Annotated in this window: 11 protein-coding genes; 2 read left to right on the forward strand and 9 right to left on the reverse strand. The window is 65.4% G+C overall.

Translation table 11 applies throughout. The features are described 5' to 3' along the window. The first annotated feature begins 38 nt into the window (after positions 1-38). Together CH274_RS23710 and CH274_RS23715 are read left to right on the forward strand one after the other, a co-directional pair. Positions 39-3,356: an arabinosyltransferase domain-containing protein gene (locus CH274_RS23710; RefSeq protein WP_094659096.1), complete on the forward strand. Its 3,318-nt coding sequence runs from the start codon at positions 39-41 to the stop codon at positions 3,354-3,356. A gap of 337 nt (positions 3,357-3,693) precedes the next feature. Next, on the forward strand, positions 3,694-4,656 hold the full coding sequence (locus CH274_RS23715) for a hypothetical protein (protein WP_094659097.1): 963 nt from the start codon (positions 3,694-3,696) through the stop codon (positions 4,654-4,656). A gap of 161 nt (positions 4,657-4,817) precedes the next feature. On the opposite strand, the gene CH274_RS23720 is transcribed toward CH274_RS23715, so the two are convergent. The 9 genes from CH274_RS23720 to CH274_RS23760 all read right to left on the reverse strand — a co-directional run bounded on the left by CH274_RS23720 (position 4,818) and on the right by CH274_RS23760 (position 20,860). After that, complete coding sequence (locus tag CH274_RS23720; RefSeq protein ID WP_032396431.1) at positions 4,818-6,362, reverse strand: acyl-CoA carboxylase subunit beta; 1,545 nt, start codon at positions 6,360-6,362, stop codon at positions 4,818-4,820. Positions 6,363-6,365: 3 nt separating this feature from the next. Then, the gene (pks13, locus tag CH274_RS23725; RefSeq protein ID WP_094659098.1) at positions 6,366-11,456 is read right to left on the reverse strand and encodes a polyketide synthase Pks13; all 5,091 of its coding nucleotides are present in this window, start codon (positions 11,454-11,456) and stop codon (positions 6,366-6,368) included. Positions 11,457-11,499: 43 nt separating this feature from the next. Continuing rightward, positions 11,500-13,398, reverse strand: coding sequence for a long-chain-fatty-acid--AMP ligase FadD32 (fadD32, locus tag CH274_RS23730; RefSeq protein ID WP_094659099.1), 1,899 nt, complete (start codon positions 13,396-13,398; stop codon positions 11,500-11,502). A 181-nt stretch (positions 13,399-13,579) separates the two neighbouring features. Next, complete coding sequence (locus tag CH274_RS23735; RefSeq protein WP_032396434.1) at positions 13,580-14,578, reverse strand: LLM class F420-dependent oxidoreductase; 999 nt, start codon at positions 14,576-14,578, stop codon at positions 13,580-13,582. 206 nt (positions 14,579-14,784) lie between these two features. Continuing rightward, positions 14,785-15,738: a cutinase family protein gene (locus CH274_RS23740; RefSeq protein ID WP_032396435.1), complete on the reverse strand. Its 954-nt coding sequence runs from the start codon at positions 15,736-15,738 to the stop codon at positions 14,785-14,787. Positions 15,739-15,750: 12 nt separating this feature from the next. Continuing rightward, on the reverse strand, positions 15,751-16,296 hold the full coding sequence (locus tag CH274_RS23745; RefSeq protein ID WP_094659100.1) for a DUF732 domain-containing protein: 546 nt from the start codon (positions 16,294-16,296) through the stop codon (positions 15,751-15,753). Positions 16,297-16,383: 87 nt separating this feature from the next. Next, a complete protein-coding gene (locus CH274_RS23750) occupies positions 16,384-18,285 on the reverse strand; it encodes an alpha/beta hydrolase-fold protein (protein ID WP_082073872.1) in 1,902 nt (633 codons plus the stop codon). Positions 18,286-18,506: 221 nt separating this feature from the next. Further along, complete coding sequence (locus tag CH274_RS23755; protein WP_045197995.1) at positions 18,507-19,520, reverse strand: alpha/beta hydrolase; 1,014 nt, start codon at positions 19,518-19,520, stop codon at positions 18,507-18,509. Positions 19,521-19,849: 329 nt separating this feature from the next. Continuing rightward, positions 19,850-20,860, reverse strand: a complete 1,011-nt coding sequence (locus tag CH274_RS23760; protein WP_176459410.1) for an alpha/beta hydrolase — start codon at positions 20,858-20,860, stop codon at positions 19,850-19,852. Positions 20,861-20,984: the final 124 nt, after the last annotated feature.

A 20,984-nucleotide genomic window follows, 5' to 3' on the forward strand; every position in this document is an offset into this window, starting at 1 on the left:
TGTGACCTCTTCGTCACGCTCGCATAACATCGACTCTCGTGCCCGACGTCGTGACAGATTCATCAGCTGGTCCACCCGTTCCCGCTCCACTGCGAGCCTCGGACGAACTTCGTGCTCAGGTACGAGTTCCCCGGCTGATCGCCATGGTGGCCGGCGTTCTCGGTGTGCTGTTCGCGCTGATCACTCCGTTCGCGCCCGTCACTCAGACCACCGCCACCATCGCGTGGCCGCAGAACGGGCTCCTGCAGGACGTGGACGCCCCGCTGGTGTCCCAGGCACCCCTGAGTCTCACCGCGACCCTCCCGTGCTCTGCCGTCGCAGCACTCCCCGCGTCGGGCGGGCTACTGCTGGCAACGGCACCCCCACAGGGTGAAGGCGCGGCACTGAACAGTCTGTTCGTTCGCGTCGGCGAATCGAACGTCGACGTTCTCGACCGCAACGTGGTCGTCGCGACGGCACCTCGCGCCGACGTCGAGAGCACCCGCTGCGCGACCATCGAGATCACCTCGAACGACCAGTACACCTCCGCGGCATTCACCGGACTGACCGACGACGACGGACAACCGATCCAAGGCCGTCTCGACGGCGACCTACGCCCCCAGGTCGTCGGCATCTTCAGCGATCTCAGCGGTGCGGCCCCGGCCGACATGTCCGTCACCGTCGACGTCGACTCGCGGTTCTCGTCGTCGCCGACGCTCCTGAAGTCCCTGATCATGATCCTCGCGATCGCCTGCACCCTGTTGGCCATCGGCGCACTCGGCCGGCTCGACGGCACCGACGGTCGCGCGCACCGCCGCTTCTTCCCGTCGCACTGGTGGAAGTTCACCGGCGTCGACGTCACCGTGCTCGGTGCTCTGGTCGGTTGGCACTTCGTCGGCGCGAACACCTCCGACGACGGCTACCTGCTCACGATGGCCCGCGCCGCCGATCACTCCGGCTACATGGCCAACTACTTCCGCTGGTTCGGCGTCCCCGAGGCCCCGTTCGGCTGGTACTACGACGTACTCGCCGTCTTCGCCAAGATCTCGACCGCCAGCCCGTGGATGCGCCTGCCCGCCCTCATCGCAGGCGTCCTGTGCTGGATGGTGATCAGTCGAGAGGTGGTGCCACGCCTCGGCCGTGCCGTCCGCAAGTCCAACGTCGCCCTGTGGACCGGCGGACTGGTGTTCCTCGCGTTCTGGCTGCCGTACAACAACGGTCTGCGCCCCGAACCGATCGTCGCCCTCGGAGCACTGCTCACCTGGTGCTCGGTGGAACGATCCATCGCCACCGGCCGATTGCTCCCCGCAGCCGCAGCATGTCTCATCGGAGCCTTCACCCTCGCCGCCGCGCCGACCGGATTGATGTGTGTGGCAGCGCTTCTCGCCGGGGCCCGGCCCATCGCGCGCATCGTCGTCCGACGCCACCGCCAGGTGGGCACCCTCGCGATGCTGGCACCACTGGCCGCAGCAGGCGTACTGGTCCTCGTCGTCGTCTTCGCCGACCAGACGTACGCCACGGTCATCGAGTCGACCCGAGTCCGCACCATCATCGGCCCCAACGAGGCGTGGTACCAGGACTTCCTGCGCTACTACTACCTCTTCGTACAGACCGTCGACGGCTCGGTCGCACGCCGCTTCGCGTTCCTGACGATGATCCTGTGCCTGTTCACGACACTGTTCGTGCTGCTGCGTCGCCGACGCATCCCCGGCATCGCGAACGGTCCGGCCTGGCGCCTGCTCGGCGTCGTGCTCGGCACCATCTTCTTCATGATGTTCAACCCCACCAAGTGGACTCACCACTTCGGTTCCTACGCCGGAATCGCCGGTGGCCTGGCCGCGCTGACGGCCGTCGCCGTCTCGGCCAGCGCCCTGCGCTCGCGGCGGAACCGATCGCTGTTCACCGCCGGACTGATGTTCGTTCTCGCACTGTCGTTCTCGGGCATCAACGGCTACTGGTACGTCTCTAGCTACGGGGTGCCGTGGTTCGACAAGACGGTCTCGCTCGGCGGCAACGAATCCGGCACCCTGTTCCTCATCCTCTTCGGACTCGTCCTCGCCGTCGCCGCATTCCAGTACCTACGCGAGGGATACGCTCCCCCACAACCGAAACCGACATCCGCGCGCGGCAAACGCATCCGCAAGTTCGCTGCCGCACCGCTGACCGTCATCGCCGGAATCATGGTGCTTTTCGAGATTCTCTCGCTCGTCAAGGGAGCCGTCTCGCAGTACCCCGCATACTCGCTGGCACGCTCGAATGTGCAATCGGTACTGGGCAATTCGTGCGGACTCGCCAACGACGTCCTCGTCGAATCGAACCCCAACGCAGGCGTGCTGAGCCCGCTGCCCGAGGACTTCGACCCCGTCGCAGGACCACTCGGCGGATCGAGCAGCACACTGCGCAACTTCACCGCCAACGGCGTCCCCAGCGACCTCAGCGCGGACGCCGTGGAAGTCAAACCAGGACAAGGCAATACCGACCAACAGGCCGTCGGACCCGCCTTCGAGGAAGGCCAGAGTTCGGGTACCGCAGGAGGCACCGGCGAAGTGGGCGTCAACGGCTCCTCCGCCGCCCTGCCCTTCGGACTCGACCCGGCCACCACGCCCGTCCTCGGCTCCTACCAAGAAGGCATCCAGGAGCCCGCGTCGGCCACCTCGAGCTGGTACCAACTACCCGCCCGCAGCGACGACGCACCCCTGGTCGTCTTCTCCGCAGCCGGACGCATCTGGTCCTACGACGACACCGGGGCCCTCACCTACGGACAGTCGCTACTGCTCGAATACGGCAAGCGCCAGCCCGACGGTAGCGTCCAGGCCCAGGGCACCTACCTGCCGCGCGACATCGGACCCGCACCCTCGTGGCGCAACCTCCGAATCCCGTTGGCGGACATCGCACCCGACGCCGACGCCGTCCGCATCGTCGCCAACGACCCCAACCTCACCGGCGACCAGTGGCTCGCGTTCACTCCGCCGCGAGTGCCCGTGATGGAAAACCTGAACACCCTCATCGGCAGCGAACAACCCGTGCTGCTCGACTGGGCCGTCGGACTCCAATTCCCGTGCCAACGTCCCTTCGACCACCGGTACGGCGTCGCCGAGGTACCCGGATATCGCATCCTCCCCGACCGCCCACTCGCCGTCAGCTCCACCGACACCTGGCAGTCCGGCGAGAACGGCGGCCCCCTGGGCTGGTCCGAACTACTCGCCAAGCCCGTCACCGTCCCCACCTACCTCGAAAACGACTGGGCCAGAGACTGGGGTTCGTTGGAGCGCTACGAGCAGTACTACCCGAGCGCCGTGCCCGCTGAACTCGAAACAGCAGACGTCACCCGATCGGGCTTCTACAAAGACGGACAACTGCGAGTATTCGAGGACTGACTCCGCCCGCCCCCGCTCCGCGTCAATGGACCCTTGCACACGTCTCGACCGTGCAAGGGTCCATTCACGTTTCGGCCCGTCGTGGGTCAATGGACCGCTGCATACGTCTGAGCGCGTCAATGGTCCATTCACCTTCCGTGGGGCAGGGGCCACGCCCGCAGACGGCCATCGGAGTTGGTAGCGCCATCGGCCGGCCTTAACATCCGAGCCCGACAGCGTCGTGCACCTCGAGAGTGGTAACGGCCAATTCATCCACAGAGTGGTCGTTGATCCACAGAACGCCCGCGGCAGCGCCGAAGGCGACGAACGTGTCGGATCCGAATTCCACTCTTCAGGCATGAAGAGACGATTGTGGAACGCAGATTCATTGTTCGACCTGAGCTCGGCCGGCGTTGTGACGCGCCGGCAGCTTCGCGAGGCGGGCGTGAGTGATGCAGCGATCGACAGCAGATGCGCGCCCGGCGGGCCGTGGCAGCGGTTGCTACCGGGCGTCGTACTGCTGCGCAACGGTCATCCGTCGACGCTCGAGCGCTCAGCCGCGGCGCTCGCGTACGGCGGACCGACGAGCATGATCACCGGCTGCGTCGGACTCGATTCGTTCGGATACGGGACCAACGGGTCCGCCGGGGAGGTTCATCTGCTGCTACCCGCGCAGATGCGTCGGGCATCGGTGTCTTTCGTGCGCGCAGAGCGCACGTGGCGGCTTCCGAAGCCCATAACCAAGGGCAGCATCCGCGTTGCTGCTCTGGTGCGTTCACTGGTCGACGCCACGCGGGCCGCGAAATCCGAGACAGGGTGCGTTGCCCTGCTGACCGAGGTACTCCAACGAGGCGGCGTGTCCATCGACGAGATCGCCACCGAATTGGCCGAAGGTCCGCGCCGCTACAGCGCACTCACCCGGCGTGTACTTCTCGAGCTGCGGGACAACGCGCACTCGGTGGCAGAACTCGAAGACCAACGCCTGTACCGAAGCAGCGGGCTGCCTCCAATGACACACAACTGCGACATCTACGCCCCAAGCGGAGAGTTCATCGCCAAGACCGACGGCTGGATCGACGCCGTGGCACTGGCACGTGAAATCGATTCCGTGACCCATCATCTGTCACCGGCCGACTACCAGCGGACACAAGCTCGACGCAACCGAATGCAGGCCCACGGACTGATCGTCGTATCCCATTCACCACAAGACATCCGCGATCGACCGAACCAGGTGCTCGACGACTTACGAAAGAATTACCAACACGCTCTCGCCAGACCTCGACCGGATGTCGTGATGGTTCCACACCAATCGGCCGGGTGAATGGACCATCGGACACGTCTGAGCAGTGCAGTGGTCCATTGACACAGCCGCGGCCGGTGCGTGAATGAACCATTGCACACGTCTGACCGGGGCAGTGGTCCATTGACGCGAACGGGAGCGGAGCGACCCCGACAAACGACGATCGCCCCACTTCGGTTCGACTAGATCGGAAGCAACGAGTGCTTGCGTGGACTCTTGTGCACTTCCTTGTCCTTCAGGATGTGCAGGGCCTTACGAATTTCGAGGCGTGTTTGCGAGGGCTCGATGACCGCGTCGATGTAGCCACGTTCGGCGGCGATCCAGGGCGTTGCCACGTGTTCGTTGTAGAAGTTGATGAGCTGCTTGCGCAGGGCCGGTGCGTTCTCTCCGGCCTCGGCGAGTTGCTTGCGACTCATGATGTTGATGGCACCTTCGGCACCCATGACGGCGATGCGGGCGGTCGGCCAGGCGAGGTTGATGTCGGATCCGAGCTGCTTCGAACCCATCACCGCGTATCCACCGCCGTACGACTTGCGGATCACCACGGTCAGTTTCGGCACCGTCGCCTCGACGAAGGAGAAGATGAAACGACCGCCGCGATGGATGACGCCAAGAGTCTCCTGGTCGACGCCGGGCAGGAAGCCGGGTGTGTCGACGAGGAAGATGATCGGAATGTTGTAGGCATCGCTGAGGCGGATGAAGCGGGCGCATTTGTCCGCTGCCTTGGCGTCGAGCGCCCCGGACAGGTGCATCGGCTGATTGGCGACGATGCCCACAGGCCGACCGTCGACGCGGGCGAAGCCGGTGATGACGTTCGGTGCCGTCTGGCCCGACAGTTCGTGGAATTCACCGTCGTCGAATATGCGCAGGATGATGTCGTGCATGTCGTAACCGGCGTTGTCGGCGTCGGGCATGAACGAGTCGAGCTTGCGATCGGATTCGGTGATCTCCGGCTCGAGCCCCGGGTTGATCACCGGCGACTCCTCCTGGCAGCTCGACGGCATGTAGCTCAGGTAGTTCCGGATCCACTCGAAAGCGGCCTTCTCGTCGGCAGCGACGTGGTGCACGTTGCCGTTGACAGCCTGGACGCGGGCACCGCCCAGCTCGTCGAGGCTGACGTCCTCACCGGTGACGGACTTGATGACGTCCGGACCGGTGACGAACATGTACGCCTCTTCGGTGGCGACCACGATGTCGGTGTTGATGGGCGCGTACACGGCACCACCGGCACACTTGCCGAGGATCAGGGAGATCTGCGGGCACAGACCGGACAGCGCCTCGTGGCGTCGACCCAGCTCGGCGTACCAGGCCAGGGACGTGACCGCGTCCTGCACACGAGCTCCACCGGAGTCGTTGATGCCGACGACCGGGCAACCCATCTTGATGGCGAAGTCCATGATTCCGGCGACCTTGCGGCCGAACATCTCGCCGACGGTTCCGCCGAACACCGTCTGATCGTGCGAGAACACGGCGATCGGACGACCGTCGACGGTTCCGTGGCCGGTCACGACGCCGTCGCTGTAGAGAGCGGCCGGGTCGTTCGGGGCCTTCACCAGTGCGCCGATCTCGACGAAGCTACCGGGATCGAGCAACGACTTGACGCGATCGCGGGCGCTGGGAATGCCCTTCTTCGCACGCTTGGCTACGCCGATGTCGCCGGCCGGTTCCTCGGCCTGTTCGAGCTTCGTCCGTAGTTCGGCCAGCTTCTCAGCAGTGGTGCCACTCAAGATCTACGCTCCGGTTCTTGCAGACTCGATGTTCTCGAGCGTCTTCGACAAATGGGCCGCAATTTTTCCAATGTACGGCTCGTCGACGACCGCGAGGTGATCGCCTCCGACGTAGACGATCTCCAGGTCCTCGACCACCGGTCCCCAGCCACCGTGCTCTTCGCGGGTGGCGTACGCGGGCTCGAGAGCGATCGCGTCGTCGTGGTACTTGTCGGCCATGTACAGCGTCACGTGCCCGCCGTACTTCTTGAGCTCGGCCGTCTGGATGGCCCGATTGTCGAGCCACGACGTGCGCTGATGCTCGATGATCCCGCCGGGGATCTTGGCACCGCTGAGCTTGACCAGATCGGTGATGATGCGGATCTGTCCCTCGTCGTCGGAGTCGACCAGCTTGTCGTAGGGAATCGGGTAGTCGACGTTGTACGTCTTCTTCGCGAACGCCGCGTAGCGTTCCCAGCGCTTGCGCACCTCGTCCTTGGTGTCCGGGATCTGCGTGCCGGGCATGACGGTGTCGAGCAGCCCCACGTAGGCGACCTCGATGCCCTCTTCCTCCATCTGACGCGCGACCTCGTAGGCGAGGATGCCGCCGAGCGACCAGCCGACGAACACGTACGGTCCTTCGGGCTGGATCGCCTTGATCAGCGGCACGTACTCCGCGGCTCGCACGGCGATGGGGCCTTCGACGCGCTCGAGGCCGTACATCGGCGTGCCGGCAGGCAGCTTCCGCAGCAGCGGCTCGTAGGCGACGGTGGAGCTACCGGCCGAGTGGAACGCGAACACCGGTGTGGCGGTGGAGCCTTCGGGCCGGGCACGCAGATTGCGTACGACGCCGTCGATCTCACCGTCCTCGAGGTGCGGACGAACCTTGTCTGCGAGCTGCTCGATGGTCTCGGAGTCCAGGACGTCGTCGAAGGTGATCTCGCCGCCGGCCCGCTCGGTCAGACGAGCGGCCAGCTTCTCCGCCGTCTCGTCGTCGAGGATCGGCAGGGTGTTGAAGATTCCCTTGGCCGATTCCTTCGTCACCACAGCCCATGTCGCGAACGTCATCCGCTCGGCATTGTCGCGCGGAGGCACGTCGGATCCGGCGGCCTCGGCGAATGCTTCCTTGCCGCCGAGATCGGTCTGCGCCGCGGCAGCAACTGCCGGGGCAGCCTTCTCGACGGGAGTCGTGTCCTCGGCAACGGGAGCAGCGTCCCCGGCAGCGGGGGCAGGCTCGACGGCGGCCGGCGACGCAGCAGCCTGTTCGGCCGCCTTCTCCGCCGCCTGCTTGTCTGCCAGTGCCTGCACCTCGTCGCGGTTCTCGATCGCGTAGCGCAGGTACTTCTCCACCTCACGCAGGTTGGCGTCGCGCACGGCCTGCAATTGCACTGTGGGGATATCGAATTCGTACTCGACGCGGTTCTTGATGCGCACGGCGCTGAGCGAATCCAGACCCAGTTCGATCAGCGGAACCTCGGGCGGCAGATCCTCGGGCGCGTAGCCCATGGACTCCGCGACGATGACGGCCAGTCGGTCCTCGAGCTTCTGGTTGCCGTTCGGATCCCAGCGATCACCGAACGTCTCGACGACCTCCGGCAGTTCCTCCATGGGAGACGAGGAGCGCTCTTCCACAGCGACAACGGGTTCCGGTCGAACGTCACCCGAGGTGACGACGGCCTCGTGCAGCAGGGTGAACGCCGAGCCCTCGTGCGCGTGCACCTGTACCGACGCGCCACCGAGGTGCGAGGTCAACGTGGTGACGACCGTACCCGCCTTCGGCACGCCGGCGTGGGAGACCGAAACGCCCAGTGCCACATCGGAGAACACCTGCGACGCGGCAGCAGTGACCAGTGCATCGAAATCGGCGACGGCGGAGGCCTGGACCTCCCAGACGTGGCGGCCGTCCGGCAATGCGACGCGGGCACCGGGAACTCGCGCGTTACCGCTGGAGCTGACCTGCGAGTTCAGCCAGAACTCCTTGCGCAGGTAGGCAGTTCGAGGGATGTCCGCGTACGGGCCGGACTCGAACAGCGTTGCCAGTTCCAGTGCATGACCGTGAACGTACAGCTGCGCCAGAGCGGCAAGGAAGGTCTCGGACTCGTCCTCCTTGCGCTTGAGCGTCGGAATCAGAGTCGAATCGGCGACGCCTGCAGCCCAAGCCGTGGCGGCAACCGACATCAACGCGACGGGGTTGGGAGCGAGCTCGACGAACGTCGTATGACCGTCTCCCACAGCGACATTGACGGCCTGAGTGAACCAGACCGGATGACGCATTCCCTTGGTCCAGTACTCGACGCCGTGGATTGCCGCATGCCCGACGCGATAGTGGGCCTCGCGATCGACCGACGAGTAGACCCCGGCCGTGAGCTTGCCGGGTTCGATTCCGGCGAGTTCGGCGGCCAGCTCACCGAGCAGCACGTCGACGGCTGCGGTGTGTCCGGCACCCTTGACGTCGAGGAGGCGGGCCATCTTGCCTGCGGCCTCGGCCATCTCGACGAGAGCCTCGACCTCGGCGCGTGGTCCGCCGACGGTGGTGTGGGTCGGTGCTGCGTAGACGCAGGGCTCGACGTTGGGGAACTGATCGGTGAGGGTCTTGACCTCGTCCGGGGTGTACTCGACAAGAGCCATTGCGCCCTGCGATGCGGCTCCGAGTCCGTCCTGGCCCTCGGCCAGCAGTCGCGACCGGGCGTAGATGATGCGCACTGCGTCTTCGAGGTTCAGGCCGCCGGCGACGTATGCGGCCGCGACCTCACCCATCGAGTGTCCGATGACGGCCGACGGCTCGGCACCGTGCGCGCGAAGCGTTGCGGCCAAGGCGATCTGGATGACGAAGATGCCCACCTGGGAGTTCTCGAACTCGTAGGTCTGCGAGTCGTCGAGGATGATCTCGCGGATGGAGTAGCCGGCCTCGTCGACCAGCAGTTCGTCCACCTTGTCGACCTCGGCGGCGAACACCGCGTTGGTGCGGTAGAGGCGCGATGCCATCTTGCGGTGCTGTGAGCCGAAGCCGGAGAACACCCACACTGCACCGTTGGAGGCCGGTGAGTCTGCGGAGAACACTCCGGGTCCGGGCTTTCCTGCGGCGATGGCGCGCAATCCTGCGATGGCCTCGGCGGTGGTGGATGCCAGAACCACCGCGCGCGAACGCCCGTGGTTGCGGCGGGCCAACGTGCGGCCGACGTCGACGAGAGGCGTCGTGCTGCCCTCTTCGGTTTCGAGCCAGTCGGCCAACTCTCCGGCGGCTCGCTTACGACGCGACGGAAGGGCCGCGGACACAGCGAGAATGACTGTCTTCGAACCGGTTTCAGCATCGGACAGAATCGACTCGGCCTCGGCTACCGGATCGGTTGTCTCGACCTCCGAGACGGCAGGTTCAGGCTCGGGGTCGGCGACGATCGGCAGCTCGGCACCGGAGACGTCGGTGAGGCCTTCGACGAGAACGGCTTCCGGGTCCACGGCCGCGGGGTCGAATGCACCGTCGGTCTCACCCGGGACGTACTCGCGCACGACGACGTGTGCGTTGGTACCACCGAAGCCGAAACCGGACACACCCGCGACGGCCTTGCCGGTGTACCGCGGCCAGTCGGTGGCCTCCGGAATCACCTTCAGGTGTGCCTTGTCGAAGTCGATGTACGGGTTGGGGCCCGCGTAGTTCAGCGAGGCAGGGAGCTTGTTCTCCTGCATCGCGAGCACGACCTTGATCAAACCTGCTGCGCCTGCGGCAGATTCGAGGTGTCCGAAGTTGGTCTTCGCCGATCCGAGCAGGGCCGGCTTGTCTGCGTCACGGCCGCGACCGACCACCCGACCGAGAGCGTCCGCCTCGATCGGGTCGCCCAGAATGGTTCCGGTGCCGTGCGCTTCGATGTAGTCGACGCCCGACGGGTTGATGCCGGCGTCGCGGTATGCGAACCGCAGCGCATCGGCCTGTGCGTCCGGGTTCGGCGCAAGCAGACCGTTGGAGCGGCCGTCCTGGTTGATCGCGGATCCGGCGATGACGGCGAGGATGTCGTCCCCGTCGCGTTCGGCGTCCTCGAGTCGCTTGAGCACGACGAGTCCGCCGCCTTCGGAGCGGATCATGCCGTTCGCGTCGGAGGAGAAGGCCTTGATTCGGCCGTCGGGCGCGAGCACACCCGTCTGGCCGAAGCCGACGGTGATGGGCGGCGCGAGAAGCATGTTGACGCCACCGGCAACGGCGAGATCGGATTCGCCGGTACGCAGACTGCGCACCGCCTGGTGCACGGCGACCAGCGAAGACGAGCACGCGGTGTCGACGGCGATCGACGGCCCGCGGAAGTCGTAGAAGTAGGACACTCGGTTGGCGACGATGGCGGTGGACGTACCGGTGAGGGCATACGGGTGCACGGCCGGGTCGCTGACGGCGATGAGCTGGTAGTCGTTGGAGGAGCTGCCGATGAAGACGCCGACCTGGCTGCCCTTGATCGAGCTGGCCGGAATGTGCGCGTGCTCCAACGCTTCCCAGGTCAGCTCGAGTGCGAGCCGCTGCTGTGGGTCGACGTTGACGACCTCGTTGGGCGACATCGCGAAGAATTCGGCGTCGAAGGTCTTGACGTCGTCGAGGTAACCACCCTTGGTCACCGTTGCGGCCACCGCGGCGGCGATGACCGGATCGGAGGTGAATTCCTGCCAGCGGCCGTCGGGCAGATCGGTGATGCCGTCGCGGCCCTCGATCAGCAGCGACCACATCTCCTCCGGAGTCTGTCCGGTGCCGGGGAAACGGGACGACAGGCCGACGATGGCGACGTCGTGGGCGTCGCCGGAGTTCCCGCCGCTGGTGTAGAACGCGTCGTCGACGGTGCCGACAGGCTCGTCCGGCTCGCCCTCGATGATGATCTTGGCCAGCGACGCGATGGTGGGGTGCTGGTAGACGACGGTGGCGGTCAGCGTGACTCCCACCAGCTCCTCGATCTCGCCGCTCAATGCGACGGCATCGCGAGAGGACAGACCGAATTCCTCCATCGGGCGGTCGTCGGAGATGGCCGACGCCGGTTGCCCGGTCGCGTCTGCAACCCAGTTGCGCAGCCAGTCCCGCAGCTGCGCAACCGTGAGGTCTCCGCCGTCCACGCGCTCGATTTTGTCTGTCTCTAGTTCAGCCATTACTCACCAAGTCGTGTCGGAGGAAAAACGGAGGGTGCGTCCGTCAGTCGGGCAGTTCTGCGTCCGGGAAGGCCGTCTGCTGGTAGCCGCCACGCAGCGTGCCCTCGATGTACGCGGCCTTGCATGCGCGTCGAGCGATCTTGCCGCTCGAGGTGCGCGGGATGGAACCGGCCGGGACGAGGAGGACGTCGCGAACGGTGACGCCGTGCCGTGCGGAGACCGCGGTACGCACCTCGTCGGCGATCGGAGCCGGATCTGCCTTGCCGGAGCCGGGTGCGCGCTCGGCGACGATGACGAGCTGCTCGGAGCTGTCGTCGAGGTCCTTGGTCAGGGCTGCGCCACTGAACTCGAAGACGATGTCCGGGAGCTGGTTGAGCGGGACGGCGAAGGCTGCGACGAAGCCGGGACGCAATGCCTTGCTGGCTTCCTGGGCCGAGAACTCGAGGTCCTGCGGGTAGTGATTGCGGCCGTCGACGATGACGAGGTCCTTGACGCGGCCGGTGATGTAGAGCTCGCCGTCGTGGTAGACGCCGAAGTCGCCGGTACGCATCCAGTTGCCACCCTCGGGAGCGCCGTCTGCGTGCGAGCCTTCGGGGTTGCGGTGGACGAGCTTGTTGTGGAAGGTCTCGGAGGTCTCGGTTTCGCGGCCCCAGTAGCCCTTGCCGATGTTCTCGCCGTGCAACCAGATCTCACCGACGTGCTCGTCGGCAACCTCGGTGCCGGTCTCGGAATCGACGATGGCGGCCCACTGGCTGCGAGCGACGGTTCCGGTGGACACCTGCGGGATGGCACCGGGAGCGTCGGGGGCGACGACGACGAAGTTGCCCGCATTGAGCTCGACGCGGTCCACGTAGACAACCTTGGCCTCGTCGGCGTGCTTGCTGGTCGAGACGAACAGGGTCGCCTCCGCCATGCCGTACGACGGCTTGATCGCGGACTTCGGCAGACCGTAGGGACCGAACGCCTCGTTGAACTTCTTCATCGACGACGTGGTGACGGGCTCGCTGCCGTTGATCAGACCGATGACGTTGGACAGGTCGAGACTCTCGCCGTTCTTCGGCAGACCACGCTGGGCGGCGTGCTCGAACGCGAAGTTCGGTGCCGCTGCGAAGGTACCCGCGCCGTCGGACACCGCGGCGAGTTCCTTGATCCAGCGCCAGGGCCGCTGCACGAACGCACGCGGGCTCATGATGGTGATGTACTTACCGCCGAGCGCCGGGAGAATGACGGTGAGCAAACCCATGTCGTGGAACATCGGCAGCCAGGTGACGCCGCGGGAGTCGTGGTTGATCTCCATGCTGTCGACCATCTGCAGCGCGTTGACGCCGACCGCGCGGTGCGTGATCTCGACGCCGGCCGGGGTCCGCGTCGAACCGGACGTGTACTGCAGGTAAGCGATGTCGTCGAGCCCGGCCGTCGGCTCGACCCACGTCTCGCCGACGCTGTCCGGGACCGCGTCCACGGCGATGATCCGGGGGCGCTCCGCGGCGGGGAGCGCGCGGAAGAAGGCGCGTACGCCTGCTGCCGAGTTGCTCGCGGTGAGGATGGCGCTCGGCTTGCAGTCACCGAGGACGGCATGCAGGCGATCGGTGTGCCCTGGCTCGTCGGGATCGAACAGCGGTACCGCGATGGTGCCCGCGTAGATCGCTCCGAAGAAGGCGATGACGTACTCGAGGCCCTGCGGTGCCAGGATGGCCACTCGATCACCGGGCTGGGTGACCTGCTGCAGGCGAGCAGCGACAGCTTTGAGGCGAGTACCGAACTCGGCCCAGGTCAGCTCCTGAGCTTCGCCGTCACGTTCCCGGGAGTAATCGACGAACCGGTACGCGAGCGTGTCGGAATTCTCCTTCACGTTCACCTCGACGTGGCGGACGAGCGTCTGCCCCTCGCCGATGGTGATATGGCCGTTCTCATCGATGAAATCGTCGAACGTGTGGCTCATTACTTCAATCTCCTCCGACACGAATCCGCTGCCACACAGCCTGCGTGACCTGGGCCCGCACGACCGGCTACGTGCATGCGGACACCGAACAGCGTTTTATGTTACTGACTAGTAGCTCTTATGGTGTCGGTTTGGCACCTGGTTTGAAAGGCCAGCTACATGGTACCGACACGCGCCTACGTCACTCGCCTTTCAGCAAGTCGACAACCGGCGCGAATGCTTCCATTTGAGTAGGGAAAACCCCGACATAGGACATCGTCGTCCGCGCGCGAACGTTACGGATCTGATCGGCAATTTCCTCGTATGTCCCGAATGCGAGGTACGGAGACGACAGGATGTCCTCGACGGTGAGCTTGACATCGACGTCCACGTTCGGCGGGTAGCCGTTGTCGAGTGCCGCCAGCGCCATCTCGGCCATCTGCTCACGGTCGTCGGTGACGACGATCGTGGTGATGGCCCAGTTCAGTTCGATGTCGTCGAACCGATCGCCTGCTGCTGCACGAATGAGCTCGACACGCTCGAGGGTCTTCTCGATGGTCATGCCCGAGAGCAACAGCTTGCCCTCCTTCGAAGTGCTCGGCACCACGGAGATGATGTCGGCGTGCTTGGCCGCCAGGGCGAGCATCCTCGGACCGCCACCGCCGATACAAATGGGAGGACGCGGTCCCTGCCGGGGCCGAGGACTGCCCTTGAGTCCTGCGATCGTGTAGTGCTTGCCCTCGAAGTTGCATTCCTGACCGCGCAACAGGACGTCGAGAATTTCGAGGGTCTCCTCCAGCTTCTCGATCCGCACGCCAGGGCGGTCGTACGTGATCCCCGCCTTGTCGTATTCCTCACGCATCCAACCCGCACCCAGACCGAGCTCGAGCCGCCCACCCGAGAGCACATCGATGGTGGCCGCATCCTTGGCCAGCACCGCGGGATGCCGGAAGCCGTTCGCCAACACAGCAGTGCCGAGCCGAATCTTGTCGGTGGCCACGGCGAGCGCGCCGAGCGCTGCGATCGGACCGACCTGGTTGCCCAGGTGGTCGGGAATCATGAAGCTGTCGTAACCCAGTTCCTCGGCCTGTTGCGCCAGCTTGATGAACTTCCGAGCCCCGCCCTCCTCGGCGTTTCCCTCTCCGCCTGCAGCGAATCGGAATTTGCGCGGCCCTGCGGTCGCGGCCTCGGCGGAACTCATCTATTGCTCTCCTCGGAGTGTGCAGCGGTCTTGTTTCTGATGGCGAGAGCAGCCCGGCCGAGGCCGATCTGCGCAGGTCCAAGGCGCCACTCTAGCCGCTGACCCGAGTCGATCACACCGGCTGGGGGCTTCGCGGCCAAGGTTTGTGCGCGGCACCAGACCACTGCACGTCGCGTTGTGACGTTTCCGTTATAAAGCGTCGACCCTCACGAATGCGCGGGCGTCGGGGCATTCTCGATCAGTCCGGCGGCCCACCCAGCGGTCCACTGAGTGGCCGTCGTACCGGATCCGTCGACGACGAAACTGTTGTACGACGCATGAACCGGGTTGCCTGCAGCCCCGATCAGAATCTGGATGCTCTGCGGAATGTTGCGGAGCGACAATCCATCCGACGGCGACGAGCAGATCAAGTCTCCTGGTGCACAGATCTGGTTGGTCCGGTCGTCGAGGGCACCGAAGCCCCCTTCTCGACGCCCCGTCATCGTGATGCCGGGCAGGTCGAGTCCGCCGAGAGCGACCTCGGCACCGACGCCGTCGAGCGGAGCCGGAACATCGGTACCGGAGACGCCGTCGCGTCGACCGTCGGCGATGAGGGTGACGCCCAGAACACGATCGGCGGAGATGGGACCGTTGCCCGCTCCGATGTCGGCCGCGATGTCGCCGGAGATGACCGCGCCCTGCGAGAAGCCGGTGAGGACGAAGTTGGTCAACGGGCAACGCGCACTGACATCGGTCATCTTCTGCACGGCGACGGCTTTGCCCTCGGTACGACTGTTGTTGTACGACTGCTGACCGTCCGGCGGCAGAGCGATGGGATTGGAGAACTGAGCCACGTACGGCACGGTGTAGACGTCGGCTCGCGAACCGGGGAACTGCTCCTGCAACGGGCGAGTGACGTTGAGCATCAACGACGCCGGATTGGCCGTCGGGTTGTACGGATCGTCGGTGGACGACGATTCCCAGGTTCCGGGGATGGCGATGACCTGGACGTCGGGGCAGTCGGCCGGCTGCGACGTCGGCTCCTCCGGTCCCGGTGGCACCGGGATGCCCGGTTCCTTCGGCAGCCGTCCGGCCAGCAGGTACCACAGGGCGACGATGATCAGACCGATGATCGCCGCAACGGCGATCACCGGAAGGATTCTGCGCTTACGCTTGGCCATCACCGTTGATCTCTACGGCCTGCAGTACGTCGCCTGCGCGGCGGCGATGTAGGTCTGGGCGGCCTGCTGAGCCTGCGTCTCGCTCATCTGCGTTCCGGAGGCGCTTGCCTCGACGCCGACGTTCGCGGTGACGAAGGTCGAGATCTCCTCCGCTGTGACACCCTGCGCCTGCGCGGCACAGATGTAATTGGCCGTCGACACCGCGATGTCGCCGTTGCCCGCCGGGGTGATCCCCTGCTTCTTCAGCTCCTCCAGGAAGCTCGCGCCGCGGTCGTCGATCTGGCTTTCCGTCGGCCCGGGGAAATCGTCCGGAACGGGCTGCGGCTGCTCGGGCGGCGCGGTGGCCGCCTCACCCGGACTCGTGGTCGGCGCAGCAGTGGTGGTCGCTGCGGCCGACGTCGTCGACTCGGCCTCGGTCGTCGTCTCGGCAGCCGAGGTGGTGGTCGTCGGCGCTCCGGTAGCCGTCGAGTCGTCACTCCCGCAGGCCACCAGCATCGAACTCGCCGCAAGGGCGAACACACCGAGCGACAGAGTCCTGGTGAGGGAATTACGCGTCATCGATCGAAATCCTTCGGTCGTCGGGTCGCAGGCGAGACTACCGCCACGCTCTGAGAAGACTCTGAGCTGATGTCGTTTCGCAAGCAACTACGGCGCGATCGTGGCAACGCCGTCCTTGACGGTGATGATGCCGAACTGGAAGTTCTGCTGCTTGCCGCCACCGTCGATGTCGAACTGATCGCTGGTGGGGTAGCCCAACCGGCCGCCCTCGTAGCCGACCGATCCCCATGCATCGAAGATCGGACCGTACGGGGTGGACCAGGCTCCGCTCAGCGGGCTCCAGTAGATGTTGCCCGTCTCGAACTGGTTGAAGCGTCCGCCGTCCCTGATCGGGCCGAGCTCGTTGGACTTGGGGAACCCGAGAGCTCCACCCTCCCAACCCAATTCACCGTACTTGCCCAGAATCATGCCCTGCACCGAGTGCACACCGGCATCGGGCGAGGTGTAGATGGCACCGATCTCGAAACCCTGTACCGATCCGGGCTTGGTCGGCGTCTGAACCTCGTCGAGCACCGGGTAGCCCAGCGGCCCGCCCTCGTAGCCCTGGGCAGCCCACTCGTCGAGCACAGCACCCTTGACCACGTGTGCGCCGGTCTGCGGCGTGAAGTAGACCATTCCGTTCTGGAAGGCGTTGAATCGTCCGCGACCGTCCGGAGTTCCGATCTCGCCGGTCGTCGGGAATCCGAGTGCACCCTCGGGGCCCCTGTTGCCCTGGTAGATGCCACCGATGGCTCCGGCGACGACCTGCGCACCGGTATCGGGGGTGAAGAAGACCCGGCCGAAGGTGAAGTCCTGCGCGCGACCTCCGGCCACGTTGTACTCGGCAGTCAAGCACGGTCCGAGCCACGAGTTGGCACCGCTCGCGTTGCCGATCATGCCGGCGACGCTGCACGCGGGCTTGTCGACCTCGACTCCGAGTGCGGTGGCGAGCTGCGGCCAGAGCTGATGCAGCTCGAACTGCCAGTACGGCCACGAGTGCGTGCCCGACGGCCGGTAGTTGACCTGAGCGGGGATGCCGAGCTGGTTGAGCTTGGTGGCGAAGGACTGCGAGGTCAGGCGCGAGAGGATCTCGAGCCCCATGCCGGCGTAGTTGGTGCTCACGCCCGGAATGCCCGACGGCTGGTCGTACGGTCCGGTCGAGCCGTTGCCGCTGGAGATGTAGAGGCTGACGCCCTTCAACTTGTCGGCCAGCAGGTACGGATCGTGCTGCGCCCACAGGGAGTTGGACGGCGAGCCCCACATGGCGCTCGAGCTGTAGCCGCCCGCGTCGGTCATCGCGTACTGGATTGCCTGCGGCATGCCGAGCGAGGTGGTGGTCAGGATGCCCGAGAGCGAACCCGCGAACTTGAAGAAGCCGGGGTTGCGCGCGGCGAGGAACATCGCGGACGTACCGCCCATGGACAATCCGACGACTCCACGGGTGTCGGTGCTGCGCCAGTCCCGCTCGAGAATGGGTGGGAGCTCCTGGGTCAGGAACGTCTCCCACTGGTAGTTCTTGCCGTTGTCCTGATCGAGCCAGTCGGAGTAGAAGCTGGACTGGCCGCCGATGGGGAGGACCACGTTGACGTTCTTGTCGGCGAAGTACGACTCGGCGTCGGTCTCGGCCGTCCAACCGTTCTCCTGGTCGGTCGCGCGCAGACCGTCGAGCATGTACACCTGCGGGAACGTGGCCTGCGGGTTGATGTTCCAGTCACGCGCGAGCAACAGCTGAACCTGGATGGGCGTTCCCATCGAGGGCGACTGGATCCACAGCGCGACGCGACGATCGGAGAGCCAGTCCACCGACGTGACGGTGGCACCGGACGTCTGCGTGTAGGCGGGGCCGGCCAGCGCGACAGGGGCCGTCCGCGCGATGGGGGCAGCGGAGGCAACGGTCGTCGTCGCGAAGGGGATCATCAGCGCGGAAGCGACGGTCAGTGCTGCTGCCGCTCGCCGAGCCCGTGTACCGGCCGATGTAGTCCGACCGAACCGAACAAGCTCAGTGCGCATGATGGTGACTCTCTTTCGACGTGACTTTCGAAGGTCTCCTATCGAGACATGCTTCGTATGTCTTTCTACACGTGCCCGATGCCGGCGAGCAGCAGACGCGCTGTGACTGGTGGTGCAATTGTGAACTGAGTCGGCAAGGCGACCGTGGCCGGGACCGAAAAATACCGCCCGGCGCACAGACGCGGGGCGGCATTTCTCGAAGAACGACTACTCGATCGGTGTCAGGCGTTGAGCGCGTCCAGGATCTGGCCGCGAGCCTTCCACAGCTCGGCTCCCCAGTACGGCCATGCGTGAATGCCGTTGGCCGGGAAGCTGTACGTGGCCGGGATGCCGAGAGTGTTCATGCGGATCTGGAATGCACGGGTGTTGGCGAGCGAGAGTGCCTCGAGCGCCATTCCGTTGGCGGTGTTGTAGAAGTCGATCGGCGCGGCCGGGCGATCGAACTCGCCGGGCAGCCCGCTGGCTGCCGAGATGTAGAGGGACAGGCCCTCGAGTCGCGGCGCGAAGACGAACGGGTCATTGCGCAGCCACGCCGGGTTCCAGGGCGGTCCCCACATGGAGTCGACGTTGAAGCGACCGGCGTCCAGCATGGCGACGCGGATGGCCTCGCGCATGCCGGGCGCGGAGATGTTGAGGTAGCCCGAGAGCGAACCGGCGAACTTGAACTGATCGCGGTGGTACGCGGCGAGCGTCAGTGCTGCCGAACCACCCATCGACAGTCCGAGCACACCGTTGTTGCTGCGCGAGACACCGTAGTTCTCGAGGAACGCGGGCAGCTCCTGGGTCAGGAACGTCTCCCACTTGTAGGTGACTTCCTGGCCGTTGAAGTTCGACGAGGTGTACCAGTCGCTGTAGAAGCTCGACTGACCGCCGACGGGCATGACCAGGGTCACGTCGTCGTTGGCGAACTGATCCTGCGCGTTGGTCTCGAACGTCCAGGCGTTGCGGTCGTCGCGGGCACGCAGCCCGTCGAGCAGGTAGAGAGCGGCGTTGCCGCCACGGGCCGCCCACTGGACCTGAACCTTGATGGGGCCCATCTCGGACGGGACGATCAGGTCTTCACGGCCACCGGCAGGGGTCTGATGCGCGACGGGAGCGGGTGCTGCGACAGCGACCGCTCCACCGACGACACCGGCTGCGAGGGGAAGGACGAGCGCTGCAGCACCGACGCCGAGCAGGCGCTGACGCCAGCGTGAAGACGCCTTCGGTGTTCTGCTGAGGCCGGCAAATCGCATGAATCGTGCTCTCTCTCATCTACGCGGTCTCCGCGACGTGCGGCCCCCGGCAATCGAACAGGGCTTTCCTGGTGGCCCCTCCGGGCCGAAGGACGACGTGGTCCTGAAAAATCTGAGGTTCTGCTGTGAAACAGGCGAACCGCTCGATGGAGGTTATTCCATCGAGCGGTTCCAAGGCAAAACTGTGATCAGCGTCCCAGTTTCACCTCGACGTTTCCCCGAAACAGGAGACTATCCTGCTCGGTCCCCGCTGAACAGCCCTGAAAAGTCGTGAAGTTTCACGAAGGGCCGAGAAGCGGGCGAAACGACCGAAATGATCCCTGAGCGGGTCAGTTACCGATGTTGGCGCTCAAGTCCGGTGCCATGATGCGGATCTGCTCGCCCCAGTAACCCCACTGGTGGGTACCGACGGCCGGGAACGCGTACGTGACGTTGTTGGCACCGATGCTGGCCATCCGGATCTGGAACGCCCGACTGTTCGCCAGTGCGATGGCCTCGAGGCCCATGCCGTTGGCGGTGTTGTAGTAGTCGATGAAGCTCCGCGGGCGATCGAGTCCGCCGGGCAGGCCGCTACCTGCGAACACCCACACGCGGGTTCCGTTGTCGCGCAGACGAGGGGCGAAGACGAACGGGTCGTTGCGCAACCACGCCGGATCCCACGGCGGTCCCCACATCGCGTCGATGTTGTAGCGACCGGAGTCGAGCAACGCCAGACGCATTGCTTCGCGCATGCCGGGAGCGGAGATGTTCAGGTAACCGGACAGCGAGCCCGCGTAGCTGAACTGGTCCGGGTGATAGGCCGCGAGAGTCAGAGCAGCCGAGCCACCCATCGAGATACCGATGACGCCGTTGCGGTTGGGGTTGAAGCCCCAGTTCGCGCGCAGGTTCTCACGCAGGTTCTGCGTCAGGAAGGTCTCCCACTTGTACGTGGTCTGCTGGCCGTTGAAGTTCGACGGTGCGTACCAGTCGGAGTAGAAGCTCGACTGTCCACCCACCGGCTCGACGACGTTGATGTTCCAGGAGGCCAACACGGCACCGGCGTCGGTCTCGTGCTCCCAACCGGAGATGTCGTTGGTGGCCCGAAGACCGTCGAGGAGGTAGACGACGCGATTGGTGTTGCCGTCCGCGGCGCGCCAGACGCGGCTCTTGATCGGACCCATGCTCGAGTCCGTCCAGACGTCGATGGCATTGCCGTCGAAGGCTGCGTTGGCAGTTGCGCCACCGCCGGCTACAGCCAATCCCAGTGGGAGGACCACCGCCATCAGCATGGACGTGGCGGCGCGGCGGCCCCAGGAGCCACCCCGCTTGTCCTCGGACCGGCTCTTCCTTCTACCCAGCATGCACTCGACCTCTCAGCTGCTTCATCGTCACATCGGTTACGCAATCAACGCTTGATCTCGCAAGTTCACCATGTCTGCCGTCCGACCCTCGGGTCGGTCGCACACACATCCTCAGCGCTTATCG

This window comes from Rhodococcus sp. 06-418-5, assembly GCF_002258285.1.
Classification (GTDB): Bacteria; Actinomycetota; Actinomycetes; order Mycobacteriales; family Mycobacteriaceae; genus Rhodococcoides.

Bases quoted from the DNA above. Each gene is read 5' to 3' on its own strand.
- CH274_RS23740 (WP_032396435.1), bottom strand. From the start codon at position 15,738: ATGGCCAAGCGTAAGCGCAGAATCCTTCCGGTGATCGCCGTTGCGGCG.
- CH274_RS23755 (WP_045197995.1), bottom strand. From the start codon at position 19,520: ATGCGATTTGCCGGCCTCAGCAGAACACCGAAGGCGTCTTCACGCTGG.
- fadD32 (WP_094659099.1), bottom strand. From the start codon at position 13,398: ATGAGCCACACGTTCGACGATTTCATCGATGAGAACGGCCATATCACC.
- CH274_RS23745 (WP_094659100.1), bottom strand. From the start codon at position 16,296: ATGACGCGTAATTCCCTCACCAGGACTCTGTCGCTCGGTGTGTTCGCC.
- pks13 (WP_094659098.1), bottom strand. From the start codon at position 11,456: ATGGCTGAACTAGAGACAGACAAAATCGAGCGCGTGGACGGCGGAGAC.
- CH274_RS23735 (WP_032396434.1), bottom strand. From the start codon at position 14,578: ATGAGTTCCGCCGAGGCCGCGACCGCAGGGCCGCGCAAATTCCGATTC.
- CH274_RS23760 (WP_176459410.1), bottom strand. From the start codon at position 20,860: ATGCTGGGTAGAAGGAAGAGCCGGTCCGAGGACAAGCGGGGTGGCTCC.
- CH274_RS23750 (WP_082073872.1), bottom strand. From the start codon at position 18,285: ATGCGCACTGAGCTTGTTCGGTTCGGTCGGACTACATCGGCCGGTACA.
- CH274_RS23715 (WP_094659097.1), top strand. From the start codon at position 3,694: ATGAAGAGACGATTGTGGAACGCAGATTCATTGTTCGACCTGAGCTCG.